Genomic DNA, 25441 nt, shown 5'->3' with positions numbered 1-25441 from the left:
TGGTCTTAGTAAGTTTGCATCAAATAATCATAGGCGTTTTTAATACGCTGAAACCGCGCTGAGGCCAAGGCGACCTGTTGTTCACTTTCCGAATAGAAGCGGTCTGGATGGTGGAGCTGCGCCATCCGCCGATAGGCGTGGCGAACCTCTACCCGGGTGGCACCTGGGGTAAGTCCCAGCACCGAAAGCGCCCGCGTGGTGCGATCGGGCGGCGGTGAGGCGCGCTGCTGGCGATGCTCTTGTTGGCGATGCTGGTGACGAGAATCTTGCTGGCGAGAGCGGCGCCGTTCGCGCTCGGCCTGTTCGCGCTGCTGTTGTTGCCGTTGCCGTTCCTGCTCCTGTTGGCGCGTCTGTTCACGCTGGCGCTGCTGTTCCTGTTCGCGGGCTTGGCGAGCCTGCTCCTGGCGTTGCTGTTTCTCCTGCTGTTTTTGTTGCTTTTGCTGGTGGCGTCGCTCTTTCTGTTGTTGCTGCTGTTCGGCCCGAGCATTGGCCTGTTGGTGGTACTGCTCAGCGGCCTCGGCTTCGCGTGCTTTTCGGGCATGATAATCTGGGTCGTGTGCCTGCCAGTAAGCATCACGGCTGGGGTCTTCGGGTGTGGCAAGGGGTGTGCCGGTGAGCTCTTTAAACAGAGTATTCAAGGTCATTGGTGCGATACTTAGCAGGTCGGCCAAAAAACGCAAAATATAGTGGTTGGCCAGGGACAGCTCGCCGTCGTCAGTGGCGACGGTAATCGCTTGATGAATAACGCTCAGGCTGCGTTCTGTGCCGCATTCTTTGCGAACCACCTCGGCAGCTAGTTGGATCGCTTGCAAGTCTTGGCTACGGGCAATACTCATTACTGGCCCCAGCTCATGCCCGTGGCGAAACTGTGCGGTCACCTGAGCCAGGCGGCGGCGCCGCTGCCCCTCTGAAACATGTTGACGGTGCACCAGCACCCAGGCCAACAGCAGCAGGGTTGCCGTATCCACTTGGCTGCGGCTCTTTAATAGCAGCAGCTCAAAGGGTGAAAAACGGGCAATGGACATTTCCTAGCTCCATAGGTGAAGAGGTGAGCAGAGGGGTGGCTTTAGGTAGCGCCATGATCAAGTTAGCCATGGTATATCATCGCGTTAGGCAAAGGAGTAGGAGATTGATGAGTTGATCAACGTTGAGCGTAAAAACAGCTTTCAGCTGCGTCTTACCCGGCGGCTCAAGGAAGAGACATCGCATAACCTCGACGTCTATCTTTTTGTGCCTGGCGATTTGGGATTAAGCACCCAGCTTATCTCAGAAGAAGCCTTTTATCATGCCGCTATCAATGTCTCGCGCACCTACTACAGTGACGAGTATCTCTTACCGCTGGTGCACAGTCGGCTGGCCAGCCGTAATCGGCTCGGCAGCGACTCGTATCGGTTGAGCTTGAGTCTCTACGCCTATCAATACGTGGAAGCGATGGAGCGCACTACTCGAGCAATGTTGGTGAATGCCAATAAGCTGCGCCATGCTCGCCAAGAGGAGCGCGAAGAGAACAGTGAGGTGCAAGAGAGTGCCGTTGCCCTACGTGACCAACTGCATGAGATGATCGACTTGAGCGATGGTATTCTCAAGCGGCTGCGTCGCCACCAGCCTGATGACGAAAGTCTATATAAGTACTTTGCCAATATCGATAACTACCTCTCCTGGTTTACCGAGCAACAGCTGCTGGCGCTGGTGGCACACATGCCCCGCGGCGGAGAGTTTACCGATATTCGCCGACGTTTTATTAGCGTGTGTCACCGGGAGGGCGAGTATCGCCGCGAACAGCAGTACAACGCCGAGCGCGTGATGGCTGATCCCACGCGGATGTCGAATAAAATGCGCTTGTTGCGGCGCCTGATTGAGCACCCGATTACCCTGAAACAAGAGGCATTGGAGCTGGGTGGCGGCGAGCAAAAAGCGGTCAAAGCGCTTGCCACCGCCGTGGTAATGGCCTTTGTATCGTTAGGCGTGCTGCAGTTGCGTAATGCTCTGGGAGATATCACCGCGCTGTTCGTATTAGCCATGGCGCTGCTCTACGCCCTGCGCGAAGTGTTTAAGGATGATTTGCGCAATACCCTGTGGCGCTGGCTGCGTAAAGGCCGTCCCAAGTGGCGGCGCCAGTATTTAGACCCCACGCGCAACGCCGTGGTGGGCCGCCAGTTGGAGTGGTTTGACTACAAGCGCTACGCATCGCTGGGCGATGATATCAAGCAGATGCGCCGCCGTACGGTAGCCCAGCGTGAAGAAGTGGTGCTGCACTATCGTTCAAGCTCACGTATGTCGCCTACGCGCTTTTTGAGCGGCTACGAGCATACCCGCGAAACGCTCAATCTGGATATCTCGATGCTTACCCGACTAATGAGTAAGGGCAAGCATCACATCTATCGTTTAAAAGATGGCCAAGCGGTTCGCGAGGGCGTCGAGCGTCGTCATCTGTTTAACTTAGTGATTCGGGAGACGGGCAGCGAAGATACTCCTTACTTGGCCCGCTGGAAGGTTGTCGTTAGCCGCTCGGGCATTGTCGATGTCGAGAAAGTCGAAGAGAGCAGCGTGGTGAAGGAAAGTAAATAACTAAAGTGCCAATAAACTGCGCTAGGTCAACTCAGCCTCAATGCGTTCTTTGAGATCGCTGGCCAGCATGGGCAAATCTTCAGCAGCGAGCTAGGCTCAAAGAACAAGCAGGATAATCTGCATCTGCGGCTCAGTCTTTAAAGGTTGAGTTCAAGGAGGAGTACAATGCAAGCTATCGATATTATGACGCCCAAAGTGGTGAGTGTGGGGCCTGACGCCGAAGTACGTGAAATTGCGCAACTGCTGCTCAAGCACCGTATTAGTGCGGTGCCTGTCGTAGATAGTGAACGGCGGGTGATTGGCATTGTCAGCGAAGGTGATTTAATGCGCCGGGTAAAAAGTGACAGTGATCATGGACACTCCTGGTGGTTATCGCTGTTTACCGGCGGCAAGGATGCTGGCGACTATGTTAAGTCCCATGGTCGTAAAGCCCATGAGGTCATGACCCCGAATCCAATGACCGTGGAAGAGAACACGCCGCTGCATACCATTGCGCGAATGCTGGAAAAACATCATATCAAGCGGGTGCCTGTGCTACGTGATGGCAAGTTAGTGGGTATTGTTAGCCGTGCTAACTTGCTCCAGGGTATCGCCAATGCCGCAGTGGCGCCAACCCAGTCGCCCACGGATGATCGCCAAATTCGTGAGGCTATTCTCAAAGAAGTTGAGAATAATACCGGCGTACAAGTTGAAGGCATTAGCGTGATTGTGGATGGCGGCGCTGTGGAGGTATGGGGGCTGGTCGAATCCCTTGAACAGAAGCAGGCGGTAACCGTTGCTGCGGAAAACGTGCCAGGGGTTACCCAAGTCGAAAATCATCTGGGCATGATGCCGCGGGGCGTGGGCTATATGTGACCTAAAGCCCGCTATTAAAATAGCGGGCTCTGCCTTCTTTACCTTAAACCACTGCTTTAATCGCCTGCTCTAAGCTGTTCACGCTGCGCTCTGTGTGGTGCAGCTTATCGAGGCCAAATAGACCGATGCGGAAGGTTTGGAAGTTATCGCCTTCATCGCACATTAGCGGTACGCCGCCCGCCACTTGCACGCCCGCCTGGGCAAGTTTGCCCACTAAGCCACTATCGTCGCTATAGCACACCACTACGCCTGGGGCTTCAAAACCTTCCGCAGCAACGCTCACAAAACCGTGGCGTTTAAGCATGGCGCGGACTTCCCGGCCAATCGCCTGCTGCTCCTCTTTTACCTTGGCAAAGCCATAAACACGGGTCTCCTGCATAATGTCCCGTAATTGCCGCAGTGCATCGGTAGGCATGGTGGCGTGGTAGGCGTGCCCGCCATTTTCATAGGCCTGCATAATGCTGTGCCACTTGCCCAAATCGCAGGCAAAGCTGTTGCTCTGGGTCTCACTCAAGCGCTGCGTGGCACGTTCCGAGAGCATTACCATGGCGCAGCAGGGCGAACCGCTCCAGCCTTTTTGCGGCGCGCTTACCACCACATCAATGCCGAGTGCCTGCATATCCACCCACAGAGTGCCCGCGGCAATGGCATCCAGTACAAACAGGCCACCTACCTCGTGAGTGGCTTCGGCGAGCGCTTGAATATAGTCATCCGGAAGTAGCAAGCCCGCAGAGGTTTCGACTTGCGGGGCGAACACAACGGCAGGTTTTTCGCTACGAATCTGCGCGACGGCCTCCTCAATGGGCACTGGCTGAAAAGGCGAGCGCGGGTCATCGGCCTTTAGACGCCGTGCTTTAAGCACCGTGTGCTGGTCGGTTAAGCGACCCATCTCAATAATTTGCGTCCAGCGGTAGCTGAACCAGCCGTTGCGAATAACCAAGGTTTTCTGGTCAACGGCAAACTGGCGCGCCACCGCTTCCATGCCAAAGGTGCCGCTACCGGGCACGATAACGGCCGCTTGGGCGTTGTACACCTCTTTCAGCGTGGCTGAAATATCCCGCATCACACCTTGAAACTGCTGTGACATGTGATTCAGCGAACGGTCTGTGTAGACCACCGAGTATTCAAGCAAGCCGTCGGGGTCGACGTTGGGTAGTAAACCAGCCATGGCGTTCTCCTGTTTTTAGAAACAGCCTGTTGTTAGAAGCAAATAATTAAACACGCATCGTGAGTCACGCTAAAGCGCGAGGTTGCGTTTCAGAATACGGATAACTTCGTCGCGATGCCAATGGTGATGGTCTAGACACTATAAACGGGTTAGCGACTAAAGTTGCACATGAGTAAACGTTTACGTCGACGGGGTAAGCGTTTACTTTGTGGGTTATGCAGCACTTTTAAGCTGCTTTTGTGCTGTTAACCGGCTACGGCTAAGGAGAATAGATGACCATTAACGTTACCGTTTGGGGTGAAAACGTCCACGAACAAACCAATGAGGTCGTGGCGCGAATTTATCCAGAAGGTATGCATCACTGCATCGCGGAAGGTTTAAACGAAGCGGAGGGTATCCACGCCAACGCGGTTACCTTGCAAGATCCCGAACAGGGTTTAAGTGAAGAGACTCTCGAGAATACCGATGTGCTGCTGTGGTGGGGCCACGCTGCCCATGGCGATGTGTTGGAGGAAACCGTCGACCGCGTGCAGGTGCGCGTGTTGCAGGGGATGGGGCTAATTGTGCTGCATTCTGGGCACTACGCAAAAATCTTCAAACGCCTGATGGGCACGACCTGCTCACTCAAGTGGCGGGAAGCGGGAGAGCGCGAGCGGCTGTGGGTCGTTAACCCTGGTCACCCTATCGTTCAGGGCCTGGGCGACTATATCGAGCTGCCGCATACTGAAATGTACGGCGAGCCGTTTGCGGTGCCCAACCCCGATGAAGTGATCTTTATCAGCGCCTTTGAGGGTGGTGAGGTATTCCGTTCAGGGCTGACCTACAAGCGCGGCAACGGCAAGATTTTCTACTTCCGCCCAGGTCACGAAACCTATCCGATCTATTACAACGAACAGGTAAAAACCGTGCTGAAGAACGCTGTGAAATGGGCGCGCCCGGAAGGCTCCCGCTGGATCGATAGCTGCCCCAATGTTCCTGCCGACCAGGCCCCCAACCCGGTGGAAATCAAAGGCGAAGGGCTGCATAAACCTGGCGAGGAGGGCTTCAAATGATCCGTTTAGCGATTATTGGCGCTGGCAGTATGGCGGGTGAACACGCCAAGCACTTTAGCCGGATCGAGGGAGTGGAAGTGGTGGCGGTGTGCGATATGGAGCTGGCCAAGGCCCGCGACTTTGCTGGCCGTTTTGGTATCGCCGATGCGTATGACGACCTGGAAGCTATGCTGGCGCGGGAGGATATCCAAGCCGTTAGCAACGTCACGCCAGATGGTGTTCATAAGCGCACGTCATTGGCCGCGATCACCGCAGGTAAGCATATCCTGTGCGAAAAGCCGCTGGCGACGAATGCGGATGATGCGCATGAAATGGCCCAAGCGGCGCAGGCCGCTAAGGTCATCAATATGGTCAATTTTAGCTATCGCGATGCCCCGGCCATTCAACACGCTCGCGCGCTGATTACCGCTGGGGCGATTGGTCAAGTTCGCCACGTAGATGCCAGCTATCGGCAAAGTTGGCTGGTCAGCAATGAGTGGGGGCGCTGGGATCAGGAGAGCCAGTGGCTATGGCGGCTCTCGGAAGCCCATGGCAGCAAAGGTGTACTGGGCGATGTGGGTGTTCACATTGTTGATTTTGCCAGCTTTCCGGTCGGCGATATTACTCGCGTTAACTGCGAACTGACCTGTTTTGAAAAAGCTCCAGACAACCGGATTGGTGACTATTTGTTGGATGCCAACGACACCGCGCTAATGCGAGTGACGTTTGCCAATGGGGCCAAGGGCACCATTCAAGCCACCCGCTGGGCGACCGGGCATCACAACTCGTTAACCCTGAGTGTACACGGCGATAAAGGTGCTATTCGCGTCGATTTAGACGCCTCAAAAGACGACGTGCAGGTGTGTTTGGACGATGACGTTCACCCGGCGCGCTGGAGCACAGTGAAGGCACCGCCAACACCCAGTATCTATCAGCGTTTTGTTGAAAGCATCCGCAGTGGTCAAAACGACCAGCCGGACTTTGCCCGCGGGGCGGCGATCCAAACCGTTCTTGATGCCTGCGTTATCTCCAGTCAGGAAGATCGCAGCCTGGAAGTTGCAGTGTAATCAGCGTCGCAACGCCGGGCGTTTTTCGGCACACTGGAGGCATTCCAGGTGAAAAATAGGGCGGGAAATAGCCGGTGAGAGATTCGGTGATAAAGAGCAAGCAAAGCGCCCAAACGGCCACCATCCGAGAAATTGCCCGGCGGGCCGAGGTATCGATTGCCTCGGTGAGCCGGGCCCTGAACGGCAAGCCAGGGCTCAGTGATGCCCTGCGTGAGAAAATTTTGGCGATTAGCCAAGAAGTGGCCTACCAACCCAGCGCCGCGGCTCGTCAGCTAATAAGCGGTAAAACGGCGGTGGTAGGCATCTCTCTCGGCCGTCAGGATATCGAGCTGCGCCCTTACTATATCTTGCTCTACCAGCACCTCACCGTGGCCCTTCATCAGCAGGGTATGGTGCCGGTGTTCTTTAATCACCAGCAAACCGCCGAATTACCCGAACGCGCGGGGGCGGCTATTTTGCTTGGTGAAGCCCCAGACGATGAGCGCCCGGCACTGCTTAAAGCCGCTGCGATTCCTTTTGTGCGCATAGGTGATGCCAGGGAAGGCTTTTCGGTCGCCCCGGACGATCGGCAGGGGCTGTATGAAATAACGCACCACCTCATTACCCAGGGTCGCCATCGGCTGGTTTTTATGGGGGGTGAGCTAGAGGTGCCGCGTCCCCATAGCCGTTTGGAAGGATACCGGCGGGCATTGGCAGAGGCGGGGCTCGCCGAACGCTTGATCAGCCTACCGCACCGCTTCGCGTCAGACTCCCTTAACAGCTATCGCTATCTAAATCGCTATTTAGACGGAGAGAGCACTCAACCACTGCCTTTTGATGCGCTGGTATGCGCCACCGACGAACTAGCGTTGGGCTGTGTAGCCGCGCTGGAAGACCGCGGGATTGAAGTGCCTTTTCAGGTCGCGGTAACAGGCTTTGATGACCTGCCCACCCTCGCCACTGGGCTCACTACCGTACGGCAGGATATTGCCGAGATAGCCGAGACGAGCATGGCACTACTGGCAGAAGCGAGGGCGGGAGAAGCGCCCCGACACGTATCGCTGCCGGTGGCGCTGGTGTTACGGGAAACGAGTTAGCGCGGCGGCAACTGCTCCGGCCTAAAGGCGTCGGGGAGCAGTGCTTGCATATGCAAGCTTGGGTGGCTGCAGGTTCGATCTGTGACGACCTATATGCTGGATACCTGTATCTGTTCATTCATTATGCGCGAACAAGCAGCATCGGTTATCAGTCGCCTAGCCACTGAGGTTGGGCAGGGGAATCGAATAGTGGGATTGACGCTGACTTATGCCGAAATTCGCTATGCAGAAATGCGCTATGGTCAAATCGGCAAGAAAGCATCTGCTAAGCACAAGTCTCTTGTTGATGAATTCGTGAAGCGATTGGATGCCGTATTGCCCTGGGATAAGCAAGCCGTGGATGCAACCGTTGAGATAACGCGGGTGTTAGCTAAAGCAGGCACGCCTATTGGCTCAAACGACTCGGCCATTGCAGGGCATGCAATCGCCTCGACTTGCACCCTGGTTACCAACAACGTGCGTGAATTTAGCCGTGTACCAGGGCTGGTTTATGAAGACTGGATTCATTAACACTGGCTATTTTTACGTGAACAGTCAGTTTTATGGAGACAACACAGTGAATCTATATTTTCGAATGATCTGGCTACTACTGACGACGAAGCGTCGACGCGGTTGGATGCGCCTGAATGCCCTTGAAAATACCCTTGAGGGAATTGTTTTACTCAATGATATCGATGTGAATGGCCACATGAACAATGGCCGGTTCATGACGGTCTGCGATCTTAACCGCATTGACTTGTTCATTCGCACAGGCTTGGCTCGAATCATGCTTCGGCGCAAATGGATGCCCATCATCTCTTACCATGACATGAACTACTATAAGTCACTCAAGCTGGGTCAGCGTTATCGCTGCGGCATGAGCATGGAGCGCTGGGACGAGAAGTATTTCTACATGCGGCACTGGTTTACCAACCCTAGCGGTGCCACGGTTGCTGAGGGTGTTTCACGTGCGGTGATTCGTGGCAGAGACGGGGTCATCCCACCTGAAGAAGTGGTGGCCGCAGTGGAGGCGTATCAACGGTTGTTCACGGAAGAGCTTTTATGACCGAGGTGCTGTGGCTGATGAAGGGCCTTGGCGTCGCTGCATTGCTATAAAAAGTGCACGAAACGAGTTTGGCAGGGCGACATGCATCCTTAAAGCCAAGGCTTGACTGAACGTTTGGCTCTATAATCTCGTGGAGTGGCCTTAATAATGCGAGAGAATGCCTTTGAAAAAGATGAAACGCTATTAAACCCGCAACGCTCGGAAATCAAGCCAATAGGTAATTCAGTATCTGTCAAAAGACGTGATGCTTTGCGGATGCGCCTCATCAATATATATTGATGAGGCGCCATACCAAAAGTGGCTTTAAAGGCACGAGAAAAGTGATACTTGCTTAGGCAAGCCACGCCCGCCAGTTCGTCAAGCGAAACATCATTAGTCAAGTTGGCCTGAATGAAGTCAGCAACTTGGAGATGCCGCGCTCGGGATAGCTTAGGGCTTTTGGTAACTTCGTTTTTTACTACACTGCTATATTTTTTTAAAACATGAAGTGCAAAAAAACCAAGCGCTTGCTCTACATAAAGTGTTGAAATAGACGAAGGAGAAGCCAACTCCTCTTTGAGTCCGTATGCTAAACCGGTCATTACGGGGTCTTGGATATTCATGCGATGATGGTCGATTCGGATAACCGGGCTCGTCTGACCAAAGTATTCGATTGCCTTTAAGTGAAGAAACTCAGGTGACAAGTGTATTCGGCAAATGCTGGGTGTCTGGCTTGCCTCTCCTAAGCGCGGCTTCCAGTAAATCTGATTTTCTAGAGCAGGCGCAATGAACCAATCATATCTTCGCTTTTGATAAGAACGCCAATCGCCACCATTGTATTGGTACTCACCAACTTCCTCGTTAGAACTATACAATACGAATTGATGCTCTTCTGTGGCAGGACGTAAGTTTTCCTCGGGCTCGCGGGGTTGTGTATGCCAGCCGACATAATAACTCTCCAATTGTAAGCTGGATGAGCTAAGCGCTATTTCGCCTGGAATATATTTTTCGTAATCATCTCCGCAAACTGGAATGGGGCTTTCGCTTTGCATAATAGTCATCCTTGGTTCCCGGTACACCGACTTTGCGTATAGATCAGCTTACTACCCGCCGAAGCTGGTTGCCCAGGGAAACCCTTCACAGGAAATCAACACTTCACGTTCGCCAGCTCACCGAGGAGGGTAACCAGGCCTCGTAAAGCCACTACTTAGCCAAACACTGATTAGAAAAGCGGTCACGCATAGGACTGCAGCGGTCAGAAGCAGCATGGGGAATTTCCCCAACTGGTACAACCAACCGAAAGTGATGCCTGCCACCATGGTTCCGCCGTAGGCCACAGCACTATATATCCCCATAAGTCGTACCCGTTGCCGTTCATCGAGCTGCGTGAGGATAGAAACCAAGCAGTTGAGTCCTATCTGGTTTACGATGCCCCAGAGTATACAACCCAGCACCAAGCTCCAATATTGCTGAGCTAAGATCAGAAACCCAAGGTAGATGCCGGCAATGGCTAGGAGGACTGGCTTGATTAATTTCTGAGGTGTCCATATGTCGAGTAAGTTTCCCCCCATACCGGCCAAGCCGAACCCAAGGCCGTAGGCCAATACCGCAAAGCCCGCATAAGTCGCCGTCCGATCCAGCCCTTGCTGAACCTGGCTCCCCAGAAACGTATAAGTGCCATAGAAGCTCACCATATATAGGAAGCTGATCATCAAGGTTGGTTTTGCCTTAGGGATGGCCAGGGCCTGTACCAGTGTTGTGGATCCACCCGAGACGCTTCTGTCCCCTGCGGGAAGACGGGAAAATCCTAGAGTGGCAAGGGAGGCCATGAGAAAGACTAAATAATAGGCATAGCGCCACGACAGTAAATCCGAAACGAAAGCGCTCAATGGAACGCCGGCCACCATGGCTAGAGACCACCCAGTGATCACTTTGCCCAACGTAGCTGATTCGCGCCCTTTCGGTGCAATAATGGCCGTCATCGAATACAGAGTTGGCAGCATGACGCCCGCCCCCAAACCAGCCAAAGACTGGGCTAAAACTAGCACCACATAGTGAGTTGCTAGCCCTGAAGCAAGAATGCTTGCCGCCAGAATGCAGCCTGCCAATTGAAGCGTCAGGCGATACTCGAGGCGTTGAGCCAGACCTGTCAGAAACAGCCCGGCCATTGCCGTCGAGCCGCCGTAGGCGGAAACAGCCCAGGCTACCTGAGCTACGCTGGCACCCAAGGAGTGACTTACATCACTCAGGATGGGACTCATGAGGAACGCGTTAGAGCCAATGACTGCCACACCGAGTAGGAGGACAACCGTACGGAACGTAAAGCTGCCGTCATTGTCTTCCAGATTCTGATAAATCGTCATGAGGTCTCCCGATGCCCATATCGAAATGGCATCGGTTGGGTAAGCTCGCCGGCCTTCACGACATGCTCAAGGTTCTGAGGATCATGAATAGAAGCGAACCCCTTTGCAGGATCCGCCTTCACTACGATGAGATCAGCCATATAGCCTGGTGCCAGCGCTCCAAGTTTCCCTTCCAGACCCAAGGTCCGGGCATTATCGCTTGTGGCTGCCTTGATGGCCTCCTGTGGGGAGAGACCGGCATATTCCATCAGGAGATCCATTTTCAGCGCCATGGCGACAGATCACTTCCAGCGCGGCAAGGGTAGGCATTTTTGTATACGACGTATGTGGAAATAACTATCGAACACTGCATAATTTGAAGTAGATGTATAGCTTCTTGTGCCTCTGCAAAGTCAGTCTGCTTGATTAGCTGATTTAATATGGTAATCCGTTCTTGGTTGCTGAGTTTGTTAAACCCGTTTAGTGATTCTAAAGCTATTTTTGAAGTGAGCCTTGGCTGATTGAAAAAGGGTAACGTCCTAATATCTTCAGGTAAGAATAGCTCTATATATGTATGTGGCATATATATCCTTCTTGAACGCCGTTTGTAATCATTCTAGTTAAGACCCAGGTAGCCGAGTTTGCTAAAATTGCTTTAGATTTTCCGTTTGTTGCTTAATTCGCCGCTTGATGAAGCCTTGAAGAGAACGCCAGAGTTCCTGAAAGACCGAACCGAGGCAGTGGCCCGGTTATGGCGGATTGGACAGACTAGCTAGGTTTCGTGGAAGCCGTCCTCTGCGCTGCAAGGGCGGCTATTGGGCTTGGTACATGGGATGTGGTCGGTATCGATCAATTCTGCAAACGGCAGCGAGAGCGGATACAAGCCGCTTCCTAAATGGGGTAACTTTGCACCATCACGAGCAATAGCCCTGGAAAGGGCTGCCGGTGAACTACGAAAGCATCTTGATCGCCTGACAGAGCACGAGCGTTTACGAACTATAAAGTGGCTTGGCGGCATTCTGCCAAGCTATCGACAGTCATAGGAAAAGCCGTCAGCTGAATAAAGCGAAACGGCTTCTTTGGCGTAGAAATATTAACGCGGTGGCAACTGCTCCGGCCCGAAGGCGTCGGGGAGCAGTGCTTCCATGGTGTAGGTTTTGAGCAGCTCTCCGCTGCCGGATAGCACCTTGATCTGAGTCTCTGGCGTGGCGAACTCGCGAATGCGCTGACGGCAGTCGCCGCAGGGCGTGCATAAGTGATCAGCGGGGCCCATGACGTAGACGGTCGCCAACTGGCGTTGGCCTGCGGTCACCATGGTGGAAATGGCCGAGGCTTCAGCACACAGGCCTTTGTAGTGCGCCACTTCCACATTAGCGCCCGCAAACTGCTGACCGTCAGGGGTCACCATCACCGACGCCACCGGGTGATTAGAGTAGGGCACATAGGCGTTAGCCCGCGCGCTGAATAACTTCTCAACGATCTCTTCTGATACTTCATCCGTTTGCTGACTCATCACAACTTCCTCTTAAGCGCGGGCTGCGTCGTCGCGTAACACGGTGTCCAAAGCAATCAGCATCATGTCGTCAAAGGTAGTTTGACGGTCTGCGCTGGAGAGCGAATCGCCTTTCAGGATGTGATCCGATACGGTGCAGATGGTCATGGCGCGGGCGCCAAACTCAGCGGCGACGCCGTAAAGACCTGCGGCTTCCATCTCGACGCCGACAATGCCGTAGCGCTTGAGCATTTCAGCCATTTCGGTTTGCGGGTTGTAGAACAAGTCTGCAGAGAAGATGTTGCCCACTTTGACCGGCACGTTTTTGGCCTTGGCGGCGGCCACTGCGTGCTGGGTGAGTTCAAAATCCGCAAGCGCGGCGAAGTCGTGGTCGTTAAAGCGCATGCGGTTGACCTTGGAGTCGGTGCTGGCGCCCATGCCGATGACCACATCGCGGACGTTGACATCGTCGCGCACCGCGCCGCAGGAGCCCACGCGAATTAGCGATTTTACGCCGTAGTCGGTGATCAGCTCTTTGGCATAGATGGAGACCGACGGAATGCCCATGCCGTGGCCCATCACGGAAATCTCGCGGCCTTTATAGGTGCCGGTATAACCAAACATGTTGCGCACGTCGTTGACCTGACGCACATTCTCCAGGTAAGTATCGGCGATGTATTTGGCGCGCAGCGGGTCGCCGGGCATCAGTACGGTATCGGCAAAATCACCGGGAGCAGCGTTAATATGTGGGGTTGCCATCAAAGGTCTCCTTTAAGCGGCGCTAGTCGTTAAGCGGCGTCGGGTAGAAAGCTTTTGCCATCGGCCATGGCCGGTAGCAGGAAAAAGTCGGCCAGGGTTTGGCCAATATCGGCAAAGGTGCCGCGCTCGCCCAGCGGGCCGGGGGTAAAGCCGGGGCCATGTACCAGAATGGGGATGTACTCGCGGGTGTGCTCGGTGCCGTGCCAACTGGGGTCGCAGCCGTGATCGGCGGTGAGAATCAGCAGATCATCTTCGCTTAGCGCAGCCAGTAGATTAGGCAGCTTTGCATCGAAATCTTCCAGCGCGGCGGCATAGCCCGGCACGTCCCGGCGGTGGCCATAGACCGAGTCAAAATCGACAAAGTTGGTCATGATCATGGCGCGCTCGCCTTCGTCGCGTTGGTTGGTGCGCTCGATCTCTCTGAGGGTGGCGTCCATGAGTGCGTCATGGCCGCTGGCTTTTACCTTGTGGGTAATGCCGCAGTGGGCGTAGATATCGGCGATTTTACCAATCGAGACCACTTCGCCACCGGCATCGGCGAGCTTTTGCAGTACGGTGGGCGAGGGCGGCTCAACGCTGTAGTCGCGGCGGTTGCCGGTGCGGGCGAAAGTGGTGCTGTCTTCGCCAATAAACGGACGCGCAATGACGCGGCCAATGTTATAAGGCTCCAGCAGCTCGCGGACGGTTTCGCACAGCTTATAAAGCCGCTCAAGGCCGAAATGCTCTTCGTGAGCGGCGATCTGAAAGACCGAATCCGCCGAGGTGTAAACAATTGGCTTGCCGGTGGCGACGTGCTCTTCACCCAGGCGGGTGATGATCTCGGTGCCTGACGCGTGGCAGTTGCCAATCACCCCAGTGAGGTCGGCTTCTTGCACGATGGCGTCGAGCAACTCAAGGGGGAAACTGTCGGTTTTATCTAGAAAGTAACCCCACTCGAAGCGTGCCGGGACTCCGGCAATTTCCCAATGGCCGGAAGGGGTATCTTTGCCGCTGGAAATTTCTTTGGCGTGGGCGTAAGCACCTTCCAGACTATCCGGCAGCGTGACGCCTTCGGCAACGCTGCCCGTGGCATCGCGGTGGGCGTGAAATAGCCCCAGCTTGGCCATATTGGGCAGTTTCAGCGGCCCTGAACGGTTGGCGTTATCCGCTTCGTCACGGGCGCAGGCAGCGGCGATATGGCCCAGAGTATCGGACCCTTCATCACCGAAGGTAGCGGCATCCGGGGCGGCGCCAATCCCAAAGGAGTCAAGTACCAGTACAATCGCGCGGCTCATAAGGTTTCTCCACGGAAAGTGTCTTGTAGCAGGGTGTCGGCGCTGGCCGTACCTTCGCCAATCGAAAACGCCGCGCGCAGCTGTTCGGCGGCACGTTCAGCGGCGGCTTCACTGCGGGCGTGAACCGTCGCAATGGGGCGCTGGCTATCCACGCTTTCGCCGATTTCGACGATATCCGTAAAGCCGACACTGTGATCGACGCTGGCGTCGTTGCGCAGGCGACCACCGCCCAGCTCCACCACGCTCATACCTACAGCGCGGGTATCAATACGTTGGACCACACCGGCTTGCTCGGCATACACGGGTTTAATAACGTCGGCCTTGGCCAGGTAGTGCTCTGAGCGTTCCATAAAGTCGCTGGGGCCACCGAGTTCGTGCACCATGCGGGCGAATACTTCAGCAGCTGCGCCAGAGGTTAGCGCCTTCTCAAGCTGAGTAAGCGCTTCTTCACGTGAGCCTGCGAGCCTGCCGGCGATCAGCATTTCTACGGCCAGTTCACGGGTGACTTGCATCACGCGGCTGTTGGGGCGGTCGCCACGCAGCAGGGCCAGAGTCTCAACGATCTCTACGGCGTTACCGGCGCAGGGCGCCAGCGGCTGACTCATATCGGTGAGCAGGGCGGTGGTGGGCGTGCCTGCCTGGGTGGCCACATTGGCGATGCTTTTGGCCAGTTCGCGGGATTTTTCTGGCGTGGGCATAAAAGCGCCGCTGCCGACTTTAACGTCCATCACCAGCGCATCCAGTCCGGAGGCCAGCTTCTTGCCTAGAATAGAGGCGGTAATCAGCGGAATCGATTCCACCGTGGCGGTCACATCACGCACGCCGTAGATGCGCTTGTCGGCGGGGGCGAGATCACCCGTTTGGCCAATAATCGCTACGCCAGTGGATTTAACCACCTCGCGGAAACGCTCTGGTGCGGGGTAGGGGTCGTAGCCGGGGATTGATTCGAGTTTATCCAGGGTGCCGCCAGTGTGACCTAAGCCGCGACCGGAAATCATCGGTACAAAGGCACCACAGGCGGCCACCCAGGGGCCGAGCACCAACGAAACCAAATCGCCTACGCCGCCGGTGGAGTGCTTATCGACAATCGGGCCGGGCAGGTTGAGGTCGCTCCACTGCATCACGTGGCCGGAGTCGCGGGTAGCGGTGGTCAGCGCAACGACTTCTTCACGGCTCATGCCGTTGAGAAATACTGCCATGGTGAAGGCGCCTATCTGGGCGTCGCTGATGCGATCATCAGCAATGCCCTGCACAAAGGCTTTAATCTCTTCCGCGGGCAGCGGCTGGTTATCACGCTTTAGGCGAATCAGCTCCTGGGGAAGAAGGGTGTGTTTAGTCGCGTTGGCAGACATTAGTAACCTCCGTCAGTGGTGGCCGCGTTGGTGTTGCCGGTCAACGTAGCCAGCAGATTGCTCAGCAGGCTAGAGGCACCAAAGCGGAAGTGAGCGGGCGTCGCCCAGCCTGAGCCCATAATATCGTTAGCAAGAGCCAAATATTCTGCTGCGTCTTCGGCGGTTTTGACGCCACCTGCTGCTTTAAAACCAACGTCTTGGCCACTGGCCTTGATGGCTTTGAGCATAATTTCTGCGGCTTCCAGTGTAGCGTTAACAGCTACTTTGCCGGTCGAGGTTTTAATGAAATCCGCACCGCCTTCAATGGCCAGTTCGCTGGCGCGTTTGATCAGCGCAGGTTCTTTGAGCTCGCCGGACTCAATGATCACTTTGAGCAGTGCTTGACCAGCGCAGGCGGCTTTGCACATTTCTACCAGCTCAAGGCCGGTCTCTTCGTCGCCTGCCATCAACGCGCGGTAGGGAAATACCACATCAACTTCATGGGCGCCGGAGGCAACCGCATCGCGGGTTTCACGGGCGGCGGCCATAATGTCGTCGTCGCCATTAGGGAAATTGGTGACCGTGGCGATCTTCACCTGCTCGTTTAGCTTGTGAGCCGTAAGGGCACGCTGGGCGGTGACAATAAACTGTGGGTATACGCAGACCGCGGCAGGGGTGCCAAAGGGCGTTTTCACCTGCTGGCAGAGCGCTTCAATGGTGCTGTCCGTGTCGTTGTCGTTCAGGCTCGTCAGATCCATGAGGGTGAGTGCTTGGCGGGCGGCTTGGACGATATGGGGGGAGGCGGTCGCAGTCATGGAATTCTCACAAATCAGTAAAAGATAAAAACGGGCACTGCGGATAAAGCCGCAGTGCCCGCCACCTTCAGTAAAACCCGCTGCGTTAAGCAGTGACGTTACTTAGGGCGATAAAGAAGCCAGCAATCGAGGCCGACATCAAGTTGGACAGTGTACCGGCCAATACGGCTTTGACGCCAAAACGAGCAATCTCTTTGCGGCGGGTAGGGGCAATGCTACCCAGGCCACCCAGCAGAATCGCAATGGAGGAGAGGTTCGCAAAGCCACACAGCGCAAAAGAGAGGATCGCCATGGTGTGCGGTGTCATCATCTGACCCGTCGCAGCTACCACCTGTTCCCCATCAATGTAAGGCGCTAGGTTGATGTAGGCGACAAACTCGTTGACCACTAATTTTTGGCCAATGAATGAGCCAGCCAGCGTCGCTTCTTCCCAGGGTACACCCAACAGGAAGGCAAGCGGGGCAAACAGCCAGCCCAGGATCAGCTCCAGGCTCAGCGATTCAAAGCCCACCCAGCCGCCAATGCCACCCAGGATGCCGTTGATCAGGGCAATCAGGGCGATAAATGCCAGCAGCATCGCGCCCACGTTGGCGGCCAGCATTAAACCCGAGGTAGCGCCCGATGCAGCAGCATCCAGTACGTTGGCAGGTTTATCTTCCAGGGCTTCAATCTCTTCTTCCACCTTGGTAACGCTGTCGCTGTCGGTAACGTCTTGGGTTTCCGGCATGATCAGCTTGGCGAACAGCAACCCGCCCGGCGCCGCCATAAAGGAGGCCGCTACCAAGTACTCCATGGGAATACCCAGCGCGGCGTAGCCCGCCAATACTGAACCGGCGACCGACGCCAGACCACCACACATAACGGCAAACAGCTGCGAAGGCGTCATGCGGGCGATAAACGGGCGCACCACCAGCGGCGCTTCGGTCTGGCCGACGAAAATATTTGCCGTTGCGGAAAGTGATTCAGTCCGTGAGGTGCCCAGGGCTTTTTGCAGGGCACCACCTAAGATGCGAATCACCCACTGCATAATGCCGATGTAGTAGAGCACGGCGATTAGCGAGGAGAAGAAGATAATGACGGGGAGTACTTTGATGGCGAATACAAAGCCGACATTATCCACATCGGCTAAGCCACCGAACAGAAAGCCGATACCGTCGTTGGCATACACCAATATTTGGCTAACACCGGACGAAATGGCCTGCAGCACCGCTTGGCCAAACGGCACGTAAAGTACAAAGGCACCGATACCCGCCTGGATAGCAAAGGCGCCCAGCACGGTACGCAGCCGGATCGATTTACGGTCGTAGGAGAAGATCAGGGCAATGGCCACCAGAGTGACCATGCCTACCAAGCTCATAAGGAGTGTCATAAGGAGATCCTTCGAGTCCGGGAACCTCTAATTAACTATTGCGCTTGCCTATACGGCGTTAAAAATCGCCTCAAAATGCTCATTTACTGCTCGTAAACTCCGCCTTTTCGTTGATTTTTGCCTTGTCTAGCCTGCGCTCATTACGTTAATCAAAGGCTCCTAAAGCGGTTATAGTAAGTTGAGCTTGACGGAGTAGATCATCGCATTCTGATAATCGTTGGGGGTACCCAACTTATTCTCAGAGTAGCGGTACTGAATGCCGGTGGTGATCAAATCGCTCGGATGCCACCATAGGCTCAGTGCACCGTTGGTGCCTACACTGCCCGCTGTATCGCCCACGTAGTTCTGCTCCAGATACTCATCGTCGCGACCAAAGGTCTGTTCGTGCCAGTTGGTGACGCTGAAGTCCTGGTTGAGTGCAGTGAAATCATAACCCGCGACCCAGCCTGCCATATAGCCGTTCATGCCGGTATAGCTGTTACTTTGTACCCGCGCAGCACCGATAAAGGGCTTGAACCACAGGCCATTGTCGAAGGTAGTGCGGTAACCCAAACCAAGAATCTGATCCTGCTCGCGGCTGTCATAACCGTAATCGCGGAAGTCATACAGGTGGGCGTAAATCGACAGCGGGCTGTCACCCAGGTAAATGTGTGAGGTCACTTTACCCGCGGTGCGGAAGTTGTCTTTACCACCGCTGGACTCGTCGAACTGGTCGTTGGTGGGGTTCTCGAAATCAAAGAAGCCGTAGAACTCGCCCCAGCTAAAGCCAGCGCCGCCTTCGATTTCGAGAAACATAAAGTCGCTTTTCGCCGCGTTGGAAGCGGTGCGCGCCTCGGTGCCGTTTGACCAGTCCAGGTAGTTAACCGAAACGTTGGCGAATGACCACAGCCGATCTAGAGGATGCGACTGAGCAACCTCATCTGCCATTAGCGGCGTAGTGAGCATGGCCCCTAATACGCCAGCGCCAAGCGCGATCTTAGACGAAGGGGGGCGAGAGTGTGTACGAGCAGTCATGAGAGCCTCAACATTGGTTGTCGCGGAGCCATTTGGGTGTGGCTATCCGAGGTTGTAGTCGTGCGGGCTGGCGTTAATGTTAAAATTATAACATTCAGTGTTATTTTTCTAACGTTGATTTGCAAGAGTTGTCACATCAACGCTATTTAAATGTCATATGGCTCTCATTGTGGCACTAATAGTACCAATAGCCGTCGTAGCAGTGGAAATTACGCCGCAGCTCGCTCAGCATAGAAATGAAAATGGACGCAACACCGATGCTCTCGTTGCGAAAATCACAACAAGAGGGGTTTGCCAGGAGATGCCCACCATGAATGGCCGTAGTGCGCTGCGCCTTGCCAAGCTTCAGGAAGCGCTTGCCAGTGGCGGTACTCTTCATCTGCGCGATGCCGCAGAGCTATGCGATGTTTCCGAAATGACCATCCGTCGCGATCTGACGACTCAGGACACTGCCATTAGCCTGCTGGGTGGACGCCTAGTGATGGCAAACTACCCTGGCGTAACGCCTATTTATGACTTGACCGAACAGCAGGCTAGTCACTACCAGGCCAAGTATCGGCTTTGTCAGCGGGCGCTAGCCTACATAGAAGAGGGCGATACGCTGTTTATTGACTGCGGCTCAACGCTAATGCCGCTGCTGAGCCAGTTAAGTCATTTCCGAGAGCTGACGGTAGTGACCTATGCGCTTAATGTTGCCAATGCCGTTGCCGCCCTGCCCAACGTGCGCTTGGTGCTACTGGGCGGGCTGTTTTATGCCACCTCGCAGTCATTTGGTAGTGACAATATGACCGCTGCTATCGAGCGGTTAGGCATTAATAAGGCACTGATCTCCGCTGCAGGGGTGGATTTAGAGCGTGGTGTTAGCTGCTTTCACTTTCACGAAGTGGCGCCTAAACAGGCTGCCATTGCCACCGCTATGCAGCGCCTGTTGGTGGTAGATGCCAGTAAGTTCAGCGTAGTTCGCCCGGCCTATTTCGCTGCTCTGGACGATTTTGATGTGGTGGTTACCGACGAAGAGGGAGCCCCGCAGTTGCTTAAAGAAAATGGCCGCGTTGTACCTGAGATAGTGGTCCCCACCGTCACAGTGGCGTAAGCGATTTCCCCCTTGCTCATCCCAGTCAATACCTGGGGTGCGGCAATGCGCCACTTCTTTCATGATCTCGATCAATAGAAAATACTTTAGTCTTAACTGCTTAAGCCTTTAGTGCTTAGGCCGGCGAGGCTCGTCGCCAATTCCCATCCGGCGACGCATATTTTTCCCGGAGCAATGGCGCCCAGCGTCACGTGTGCACTGTCCTTGAGAGCGTTTTCCTAGCACGTTTTCAAGAGCGCCATGCAGAGCATGTTTTGGGAAGAGTATGGGGTGGTAGTTAGCCTGCTATGTAGAAGGGCGACATGGCTAGCTAGTGTTTTAAACAACCTCTGACGAGATCACACCATGCAACGACGCTCACTTTGGCGCAGACGAGGCACGCTAGTGCTCCTTGCGCTGTGTCTGTTTCTAGCAGGCTGTAGTTCAGCGCTGCTAGACCCAAAAGGCCAGATTGGCGCTGAGCAGCGCACACTGATTCTGACCGCCTTTGGCCTAATGTTGATTGTAGTTATTCCTGTGATTGTCATGACGCTGCTGTTTGGCTGGCGTTACCGGCGTAGTAATAGCCTGGCTAAATACACGCCTGATTGGGCGCACTCCAACGTGATTGAAGCGGTGGTGTGGATCGTGCCCTGTGCGATTATCGCGGTGCTCGCCCTGTTGACCTGGAAGACCTCCCATAGCCTTGATCCCCACAAACCGCTGGAAAGCGATGTGGCGCCGATCGAAATACAGGCGGTGGCGCTTGATTGGAAGTGGCTGTTTATCTACCCCGAGCAGGGTATTGCCAGTGTTAACGAAGTGGCCTTTCCGGTAGATACACCGGTGCGCTTTAGGGTCAGCTCAGGCTCAGTGATGAACGCTTTCTTTATCCCCCATCTTGGCAGCCAGATTTATGCCATGGCGGGCATGGATAACGATGTCCATCTCATCGCCGATGAAATTGGTAGCTACCCTGGTCGTTCCACCAACTACAGTGGCGCGGGCTTCTCTGGCATGACCTTTGAAGCCAAGGTGACCAACCCCGAGGATTTTGACGCCTGGGTGGAAACGGTACGCGCTGCTCCACAAACGCTGACCTACCCAGAAGGTTATGAAGCGTTGGCGGAACCTAGCGAATCGAATCCGGTTGAGTACTTCTCAGCCATTTCACCATCGCTGTATGAAAGCATCTTACGAAGCTTCCATACCGGCGGCGAGCATCAGATGGACGGCGATCATGCTGACTCCCACGATGGCGAAAATGAGAAGACTGCCGATCACGCGGCCGAATCAGGTCATGTCACTAACAACCATGCTAGTCAGGATAATGCCATGCGCAGCCACTCCTCTAGCGTAGAAGTGGGAGGTTAAGCCGTGTTTGGAAAACTCACGTTAGAGTCAATTCCCTACCACGAGCCGATCATCATGGTCGTCGCGGCCTTTATGGCCATTGGTGGGATCGCACTGTTTGGTTTAATCACCTATTACCGTAAGTGGGGCTGGCTGTGGAACGAGTGGTTTACCTCCGTTGACCATAAAAAGCTCGGCATTATGTATTTCATCGTCGCTCTGGTGATGCTGCTGCGCGGCTTCTCGGATGCGATAATGATGCGCACCCAGCTGGCGATGGCCGCCGGGGATGCAGCGGGCTATTTACCCCCCGAACACTACGACCAGATATTTACCGCCCACGGCGTGATTATGATCTTCTTTGTCGCCATGCCCATGGTCATCGGCTTGATGAACCTGGTGGTGCCGCTGCAAATTGGTGCCCGCGACGTAGCTTTCCCTTTCCTGAATAACTTAAGCTTTTGGCTGTTTGCGGTCTCCGCGATACTGGTCAATATCTCGCTGGTGGTGGGCGAATTCGCCAAAACCGGCTGGCTCGCTTACGCGCCGTTATCGGGGATCGAGTTTAGTCCCGGGGTGGGGGTCGACTACTGGATATGGGCGTTGCAGATATCCGGTATAGGCACCACGCTGACCGGTATTAACTTTTTCGTGACCATCATTAAAATGCGCACCAAAGGCATGACGATGTTCCGCATGCCGATCTTCACCTGGACCTCGCTGTGCGCCAACGTGCTGATCATTGCTTCCTTCCCAATTTTGACCGCGACCATCGCGCTGCTAACGCTGGATCGCTATTTGGGTATGCACTTCTTTACCAATGATTTTGGCGGCAACATGATGATGTACGTCAATCTCATCTGGGCCTGGGGCCACCCGGAAGTTTATATCCTGATTCTGCCAGCCTTCGGCGTGTTCTCTGAAGTGATTGCGACCTTTGCCCGTAAGCGGCTGTTCGGCTACGCCACCATGGTGTGGGCGACCATTTCGATCACCTTGCTCTCGTTTGTGGTTTGGTTGCACCACTTTTTCACCATGGGGGCGGGCGCCAACGTCAACGCCTTCTTCGGCATTATGACAATGATCATCGCCATTCCTACCGGGGTGAAAGTGTTCAACTGGCTGTTCACCATGTTCCGCGGCAGCCTGGAACTCACTTCGCCGGTGCTATGGACGCTGGGCTTTATTATCACCTTTACCCTAGGCGGTATGACCGGCGTTATGCTGGCGGTGCCCGCAGCTAACTTTGTGTTGCATAACAGCCTGTTCGTTATTGCGCACTTCCACAACGTTATTATCGGCGGCGTGGTGTTCGGCATGATGGCGGGGCTTACCTATTGGTTCCCCAAAGCGTTCGGTTTCACTTTGAACGAAAAGTGGGGCAAGCGTTCGTTCTGGTGCTGGTTTATCGGCTTCTACGTCGCCTTTATGCCGCTTTACGTACTGGCCTTCTTTGGTGCCGTGCGCCGCATGCAGTCCTACGCCAACCCCGAATGGCAGCCGTGGATGATTCTGGCTTGGGTAGGCGCGGTAATCATTATGCTGGGCATTGTCTGCACCATCATCCAGTTCTGGGTGAGTATTCGCGACCGCAAACAGAACGCTGATGTCACCGGCGACCCCTGGAATGGCCGCACCTTGGAGTGGTCAACCTCTTCTCCAGCGCCGTTCTACAACTTTGCACGTCTGCCGGAAGTGGGCGATATCGACAGCTTCTGGTCGCAAAAGCAGCGTAGCGAAGAGCAGCTTGAAGAAGCCCCCTATACCGATATTCATATGCCGCGTAATACCGTGGCCGGGCCAGTTATCAGCTTCTTTGCGCTGGTCATCGGTTTCGCCCTGGTGTGGCATATCTGGTGGTTAGCTGGCGTCGGCGCCGTGGGTGTATTCATCAGCTTTATGGCACGGGTATTTAACGACGATATCGACTACTACGTTCCCGCTGCTGAAGTTGAGCGAATCGAACGTGAGCATCAACAACGCGTGGAGGCGCAAGCGTAATGTCGACTGATACGCTAAATCATAGCTCGCACCACCCGGTAGAGCACGAAGAAGAGCATCACGATGCCTCGGGCACGAAATTGTTTGGTTTCTGGGTCTACTTAATGAGCGATTTGGTGATCTTCGGGTCACTGTTCGCCACTTACGCCGTGCTGATGAAGGGCACGGCGGGTGGGCCAACTGGCGCTGATATCTTTGAATTACCTTTGATCCTTTTCGGAACCTTTGCACTGCTGATCAGTAGTTTCACCTTCGGTATGGGCGTTTTGGCAATGCATGCCAACCGTGTTGGCCAAGTGAAAGTGTGGCTGATTATTACCTTTCTACTGGGCTTGTGCTTCCTGGGGATGGAAGTCTATGAATTCCAGCATCTGATCCATGAAGGGTACGGTCCGGACCGTAGCGGCTTTTTATCGGCCTTCTTTACCCTAGTCGGTACTCACGGGTTGCACGTTACGTTTGGCATGATCTGGATTTTGGTGATGTTGGTACAGCTTTACACCAAAGGGTTGAACGATATGACCCGGCCGAGGATTTTGTGCCTAAGCCTGTTCTGGCACTTCCTCGATATTGTCTGGATCTGTGTCTTCTCATTCGTCTATCTGATGGGAGTGTTGTGAGATGAGTGCAAGTTCAACCAATGCCCATGGCAGCGTTAAGTCGTATGTGACAGGACTGGTATTGTCGCTGATACTGACCATTATCCCTTTTGCGGTGGTGATGAGTGGCGCTTTTAGCGTATTGGCTACCGTGATTGTGATAGCCGTGACCGCAGTGTTGCAGATACTGGTGCAACTGGTCATGTTTATGCATATGAGTACCAAAGCCGACGAAGGCTGGAATCTGATGTCCTTCGTCTTCACACTGACGATTCTCGTCCTAGTGGTAGGAGGCTCGCTGTGGATCATGCAGCATCTGCATCTCAACATGATGATCGGCTAATCTCAGCGCCCAGCCGCTGGCGGGATCTGTTCGAGCTGACCAAGCCGGGCATTATCGGCGGCAACCTGATTGCCACCCTGGGGGGCTATTTTCTCGCCGCCCAGGGGCAGTTCGAGTGGCTCAGCTTTGTCTCGGTCATGGTGGGGATTGCGTTAATCATCGCGTCGGGCTGTGCGTGTAACAACGTTATTGACCGCGATATTGATGCATTGATGGCGCGTACGCGCCATCGCCCCCTGGTCAGAGGCAGCATCTCTATCACTCAAGCGCTGGGCGTTTCGGCGCTGCTGGGTGTATCGGGGGTGGTGTGCCTGGCGCTGGGCACCAACGGGCTAACCGTTGCCTTGGCGGTGATTGGCTGGGGCGTGTATGTGGGGCTTTATAGCCTCTATATGAAGCGCCGCTCGGAGTACGGCACCTTGGTAGGCAGCCTCTCCGGCGCCATGCCGCCGGTGGTAGGCTACTGCGCAGTCACGGGGCAGTTCGACAGCGGTGCCATTATGCTGCTGGTGATTTTCTGCCTGTGGCAGATGCCGCACTCCTATGCGATTGCGATCTTCCGCTACGCTGATTACCGCCGCGCGTCGATTCCGGTACTGCCGGTGGTGCGCGGAGTGAAAATGGCAAAACACCATATCCTGGGCTACATCGTGGCGTTTATACCCGCCTCGTTGGCGCTAGGGCTGGCCAGCCAAGCGGGCGCGGGATATCTGTGCGTGGCGCTGACCATGGGCGGCTATTGGCTCTACTTGGCGCTGCGCGGCTACCGTTTAGACGACGATGTGCGCTGGGCCAAAAAGGTGTTTGGCGTCTCTATCCTTACCATCACCGCGATGAGTTTAGTCATGGTGCTGGAATCGATGGTGCCGATGTGGGTTTAGCCCTCAC

25 protein-coding genes are annotated in these 25441 nt (G+C 54.9%); 13 read left to right on the top strand and 12 right to left on the bottom strand.

Features of this window, described 5'->3' with window-relative positions; genetic code table 11:
• Positions 1-5: 5 nt before the first annotated feature.
• Positions 6-1025 (bottom strand): J domain-containing protein, encoded by a 1020-nt coding sequence (locus tag ACW17M_RS10770; RefSeq protein ID WP_027959891.1) that lies wholly within the window; start codon positions 1023-1025, stop codon positions 6-8.
• Positions 1026-1137: 112 nt separating this feature from the next.
• Here ACW17M_RS10770 and ACW17M_RS10765 point away from each other — a divergent pair, with 112 nt between their 5' ends.
• Together ACW17M_RS10765 and ACW17M_RS10760 are read left to right on the top strand one after the other, a co-directional pair.
• Positions 1138-2568 carry a hypothetical protein gene (locus ACW17M_RS10765; protein ID WP_009287189.1) on the top strand — a complete coding sequence of 477 codons (1431 nt, stop codon included), beginning with the start codon at positions 1138-1140 and terminating at the stop codon, positions 2566-2568.
• A gap of 165 nt (positions 2569-2733) precedes the next feature.
• Complete coding sequence (locus ACW17M_RS10760) at positions 2734-3423, top strand: CBS domain-containing protein (RefSeq protein WP_027959889.1); 690 nt, start codon at positions 2734-2736, stop codon at positions 3421-3423.
• Between the two features lie 43 nt (positions 3424-3466).
• Here the strand turns inward: ACW17M_RS10760 and ACW17M_RS10755 are convergent, their stop codons facing one another.
• Positions 3467-4591, bottom strand: a complete 1125-nt coding sequence (locus ACW17M_RS10755) for an aminotransferase class V-fold PLP-dependent enzyme (RefSeq protein WP_230805652.1) — start codon at positions 4589-4591, stop codon at positions 3467-3469.
• 272 nt (positions 4592-4863) lie between these two features.
• Here ACW17M_RS10755 and ACW17M_RS10750 point away from each other — a divergent pair, with 272 nt between their 5' ends.
• The 5 genes from ACW17M_RS10750 to ACW17M_RS10730 all read left to right on the top strand — a co-directional run bounded on the left by ACW17M_RS10750 (position 4864) and on the right by ACW17M_RS10730 (position 8810).
• A complete protein-coding gene (locus ACW17M_RS10750; protein ID WP_457547374.1) occupies positions 4864-5643 on the top strand; it encodes a ThuA domain-containing protein in 780 nt (259 codons plus the stop codon).
• On the top strand, positions 5640-6689 hold the full coding sequence (locus ACW17M_RS10745) for a Gfo/Idh/MocA family protein (protein ID WP_027959886.1): 1050 nt from the start codon (positions 5640-5642) through the stop codon (positions 6687-6689). The genes ACW17M_RS10750 and ACW17M_RS10745 overlap by 4 nt, the downstream gene beginning before the upstream one ends.
• Before the next feature lie 86 nt (positions 6690-6775).
• The gene (locus ACW17M_RS10740; RefSeq protein ID WP_457547373.1) at positions 6776-7765 is read left to right on the top strand and encodes a LacI family DNA-binding transcriptional regulator; all 990 of its coding nucleotides are present in this window, start codon (positions 6776-6778) and stop codon (positions 7763-7765) included.
• A gap of 81 nt (positions 7766-7846) precedes the next feature.
• The gene (locus tag ACW17M_RS10735) at positions 7847-8275 is read left to right on the top strand and encodes a type II toxin-antitoxin system VapC family toxin (protein ID WP_457547372.1); all 429 of its coding nucleotides are present in this window, start codon (positions 7847-7849) and stop codon (positions 8273-8275) included.
• A 46-nt stretch (positions 8276-8321) separates the two neighbouring features.
• Positions 8322-8810, top strand: a complete 489-nt coding sequence (locus tag ACW17M_RS10730; RefSeq protein ID WP_457547371.1) for an acyl-CoA thioesterase — start codon at positions 8322-8324, stop codon at positions 8808-8810.
• A gap of 89 nt (positions 8811-8899) precedes the next feature.
• Here the strand turns inward: ACW17M_RS10730 and ACW17M_RS10725 are convergent, their stop codons facing one another.
• The 10 genes from ACW17M_RS10725 to ACW17M_RS10680 all read right to left on the bottom strand — a co-directional run bounded on the left by ACW17M_RS10725 (position 8900) and on the right by ACW17M_RS10680 (position 19185).
• On the bottom strand, positions 8900-9841 hold the full coding sequence (locus ACW17M_RS10725; RefSeq protein WP_457547370.1) for a helix-turn-helix domain-containing protein: 942 nt from the start codon (positions 9839-9841) through the stop codon (positions 8900-8902).
• A 117-nt stretch (positions 9842-9958) separates the two neighbouring features.
• A complete protein-coding gene (locus tag ACW17M_RS10720; protein WP_457547369.1) occupies positions 9959-11152 on the bottom strand; it encodes an MFS transporter in 1194 nt (397 codons plus the stop codon).
• Complete coding sequence (locus tag ACW17M_RS10715; protein ID WP_457547368.1) at positions 11149-11424, bottom strand: amidohydrolase family protein; 276 nt, start codon at positions 11422-11424, stop codon at positions 11149-11151. The genes ACW17M_RS10720 and ACW17M_RS10715 overlap by 4 nt, the downstream gene beginning before the upstream one ends.
• Before the next feature lie 800 nt (positions 11425-12224).
• Positions 12225-12644: a cytidine deaminase gene (gene cdd, locus ACW17M_RS10710; RefSeq protein ID WP_457547367.1), complete on the bottom strand. Its 420-nt coding sequence runs from the start codon at positions 12642-12644 to the stop codon at positions 12225-12227.
• Positions 12645-12656: 12 nt separating this feature from the next.
• Positions 12657-13382: a purine-nucleoside phosphorylase gene (gene deoD / locus ACW17M_RS10705; RefSeq protein ID WP_027959881.1), complete on the bottom strand. Its 726-nt coding sequence runs from the start codon at positions 13380-13382 to the stop codon at positions 12657-12659.
• Between the two features lie 29 nt (positions 13383-13411).
• Entirely contained in the window at positions 13412-14656 is a 1245-nt protein-coding gene (locus ACW17M_RS10700; protein WP_457547366.1) for a phosphopentomutase, read from the bottom strand.
• The gene (gene deoA / locus ACW17M_RS10695) at positions 14653-16008 is read right to left on the bottom strand and encodes a thymidine phosphorylase (RefSeq protein ID WP_138799914.1); all 1356 of its coding nucleotides are present in this window, start codon (positions 16006-16008) and stop codon (positions 14653-14655) included. The genes ACW17M_RS10700 and deoA overlap by 4 nt, the downstream gene beginning before the upstream one ends.
• A complete protein-coding gene (gene deoC, locus ACW17M_RS10690) occupies positions 16008-16802 on the bottom strand; it encodes a deoxyribose-phosphate aldolase (protein ID WP_022520641.1) in 795 nt (264 codons plus the stop codon). Before deoC ends, deoA begins: the two co-directional genes overlap by 1 nt.
• A gap of 85 nt (positions 16803-16887) precedes the next feature.
• Positions 16888-18171 (bottom strand): NupC/NupG family nucleoside CNT transporter, encoded by a 1284-nt coding sequence (locus ACW17M_RS10685; protein ID WP_159176300.1) that lies wholly within the window; start codon positions 18169-18171, stop codon positions 16888-16890.
• A 168-nt stretch (positions 18172-18339) separates the two neighbouring features.
• Positions 18340-19185, bottom strand: a complete 846-nt coding sequence (locus ACW17M_RS10680; RefSeq protein WP_457547365.1) for an outer membrane protein OmpK — start codon at positions 19183-19185, stop codon at positions 18340-18342.
• A 310-nt stretch (positions 19186-19495) separates the two neighbouring features.
• Between ACW17M_RS10680 and ACW17M_RS10675 the strand changes: the two genes are divergently transcribed.
• From ACW17M_RS10675 to cyoE, 6 genes are all read left to right on the top strand, one after another.
• Positions 19496-20278 carry a DeoR/GlpR family DNA-binding transcription regulator gene (locus ACW17M_RS10675; RefSeq protein WP_457547364.1) on the top strand — a complete coding sequence of 261 codons (783 nt, stop codon included), beginning with the start codon at positions 19496-19498 and terminating at the stop codon, positions 20276-20278.
• A 345-nt stretch (positions 20279-20623) separates the two neighbouring features.
• Positions 20624-21631 (top strand): ubiquinol oxidase subunit II, encoded by a 1008-nt coding sequence (gene cyoA / locus ACW17M_RS10670; protein ID WP_457547363.1) that lies wholly within the window; start codon positions 20624-20626, stop codon positions 21629-21631.
• A gap of 3 nt (positions 21632-21634) precedes the next feature.
• Positions 21635-23611 (top strand): cytochrome o ubiquinol oxidase subunit I, encoded by a 1977-nt coding sequence (gene cyoB, locus ACW17M_RS10665; protein WP_009287202.1) that lies wholly within the window; start codon positions 21635-21637, stop codon positions 23609-23611.
• Complete coding sequence (gene cyoC / locus ACW17M_RS10660; RefSeq protein ID WP_009287203.1) at positions 23611-24231, top strand: cytochrome o ubiquinol oxidase subunit III; 621 nt, start codon at positions 23611-23613, stop codon at positions 24229-24231. Before cyoB ends, cyoC begins: the two co-directional genes overlap by 1 nt.
• A gap of 1 nt (position 24232) precedes the next feature.
• Complete coding sequence (gene cyoD / locus ACW17M_RS10655) at positions 24233-24553, top strand: cytochrome o ubiquinol oxidase subunit IV (protein ID WP_022520636.1); 321 nt, start codon at positions 24233-24235, stop codon at positions 24551-24553.
• Complete coding sequence (gene cyoE / locus ACW17M_RS10650; RefSeq protein WP_457547362.1) at positions 24511-25434, top strand: heme o synthase; 924 nt, start codon at positions 24511-24513, stop codon at positions 25432-25434. The genes cyoD and cyoE overlap by 43 nt, the downstream gene beginning before the upstream one ends.
• Positions 25435-25441 lie beyond the last annotated feature (7 nt).

This window comes from Vreelandella sp. 2A-K22 (assembly GCF_054065485.1).
Note: the sequence above shows the minus strand (reverse complement) of the source record. Positions and strands in the feature narration are given on the sequence as shown.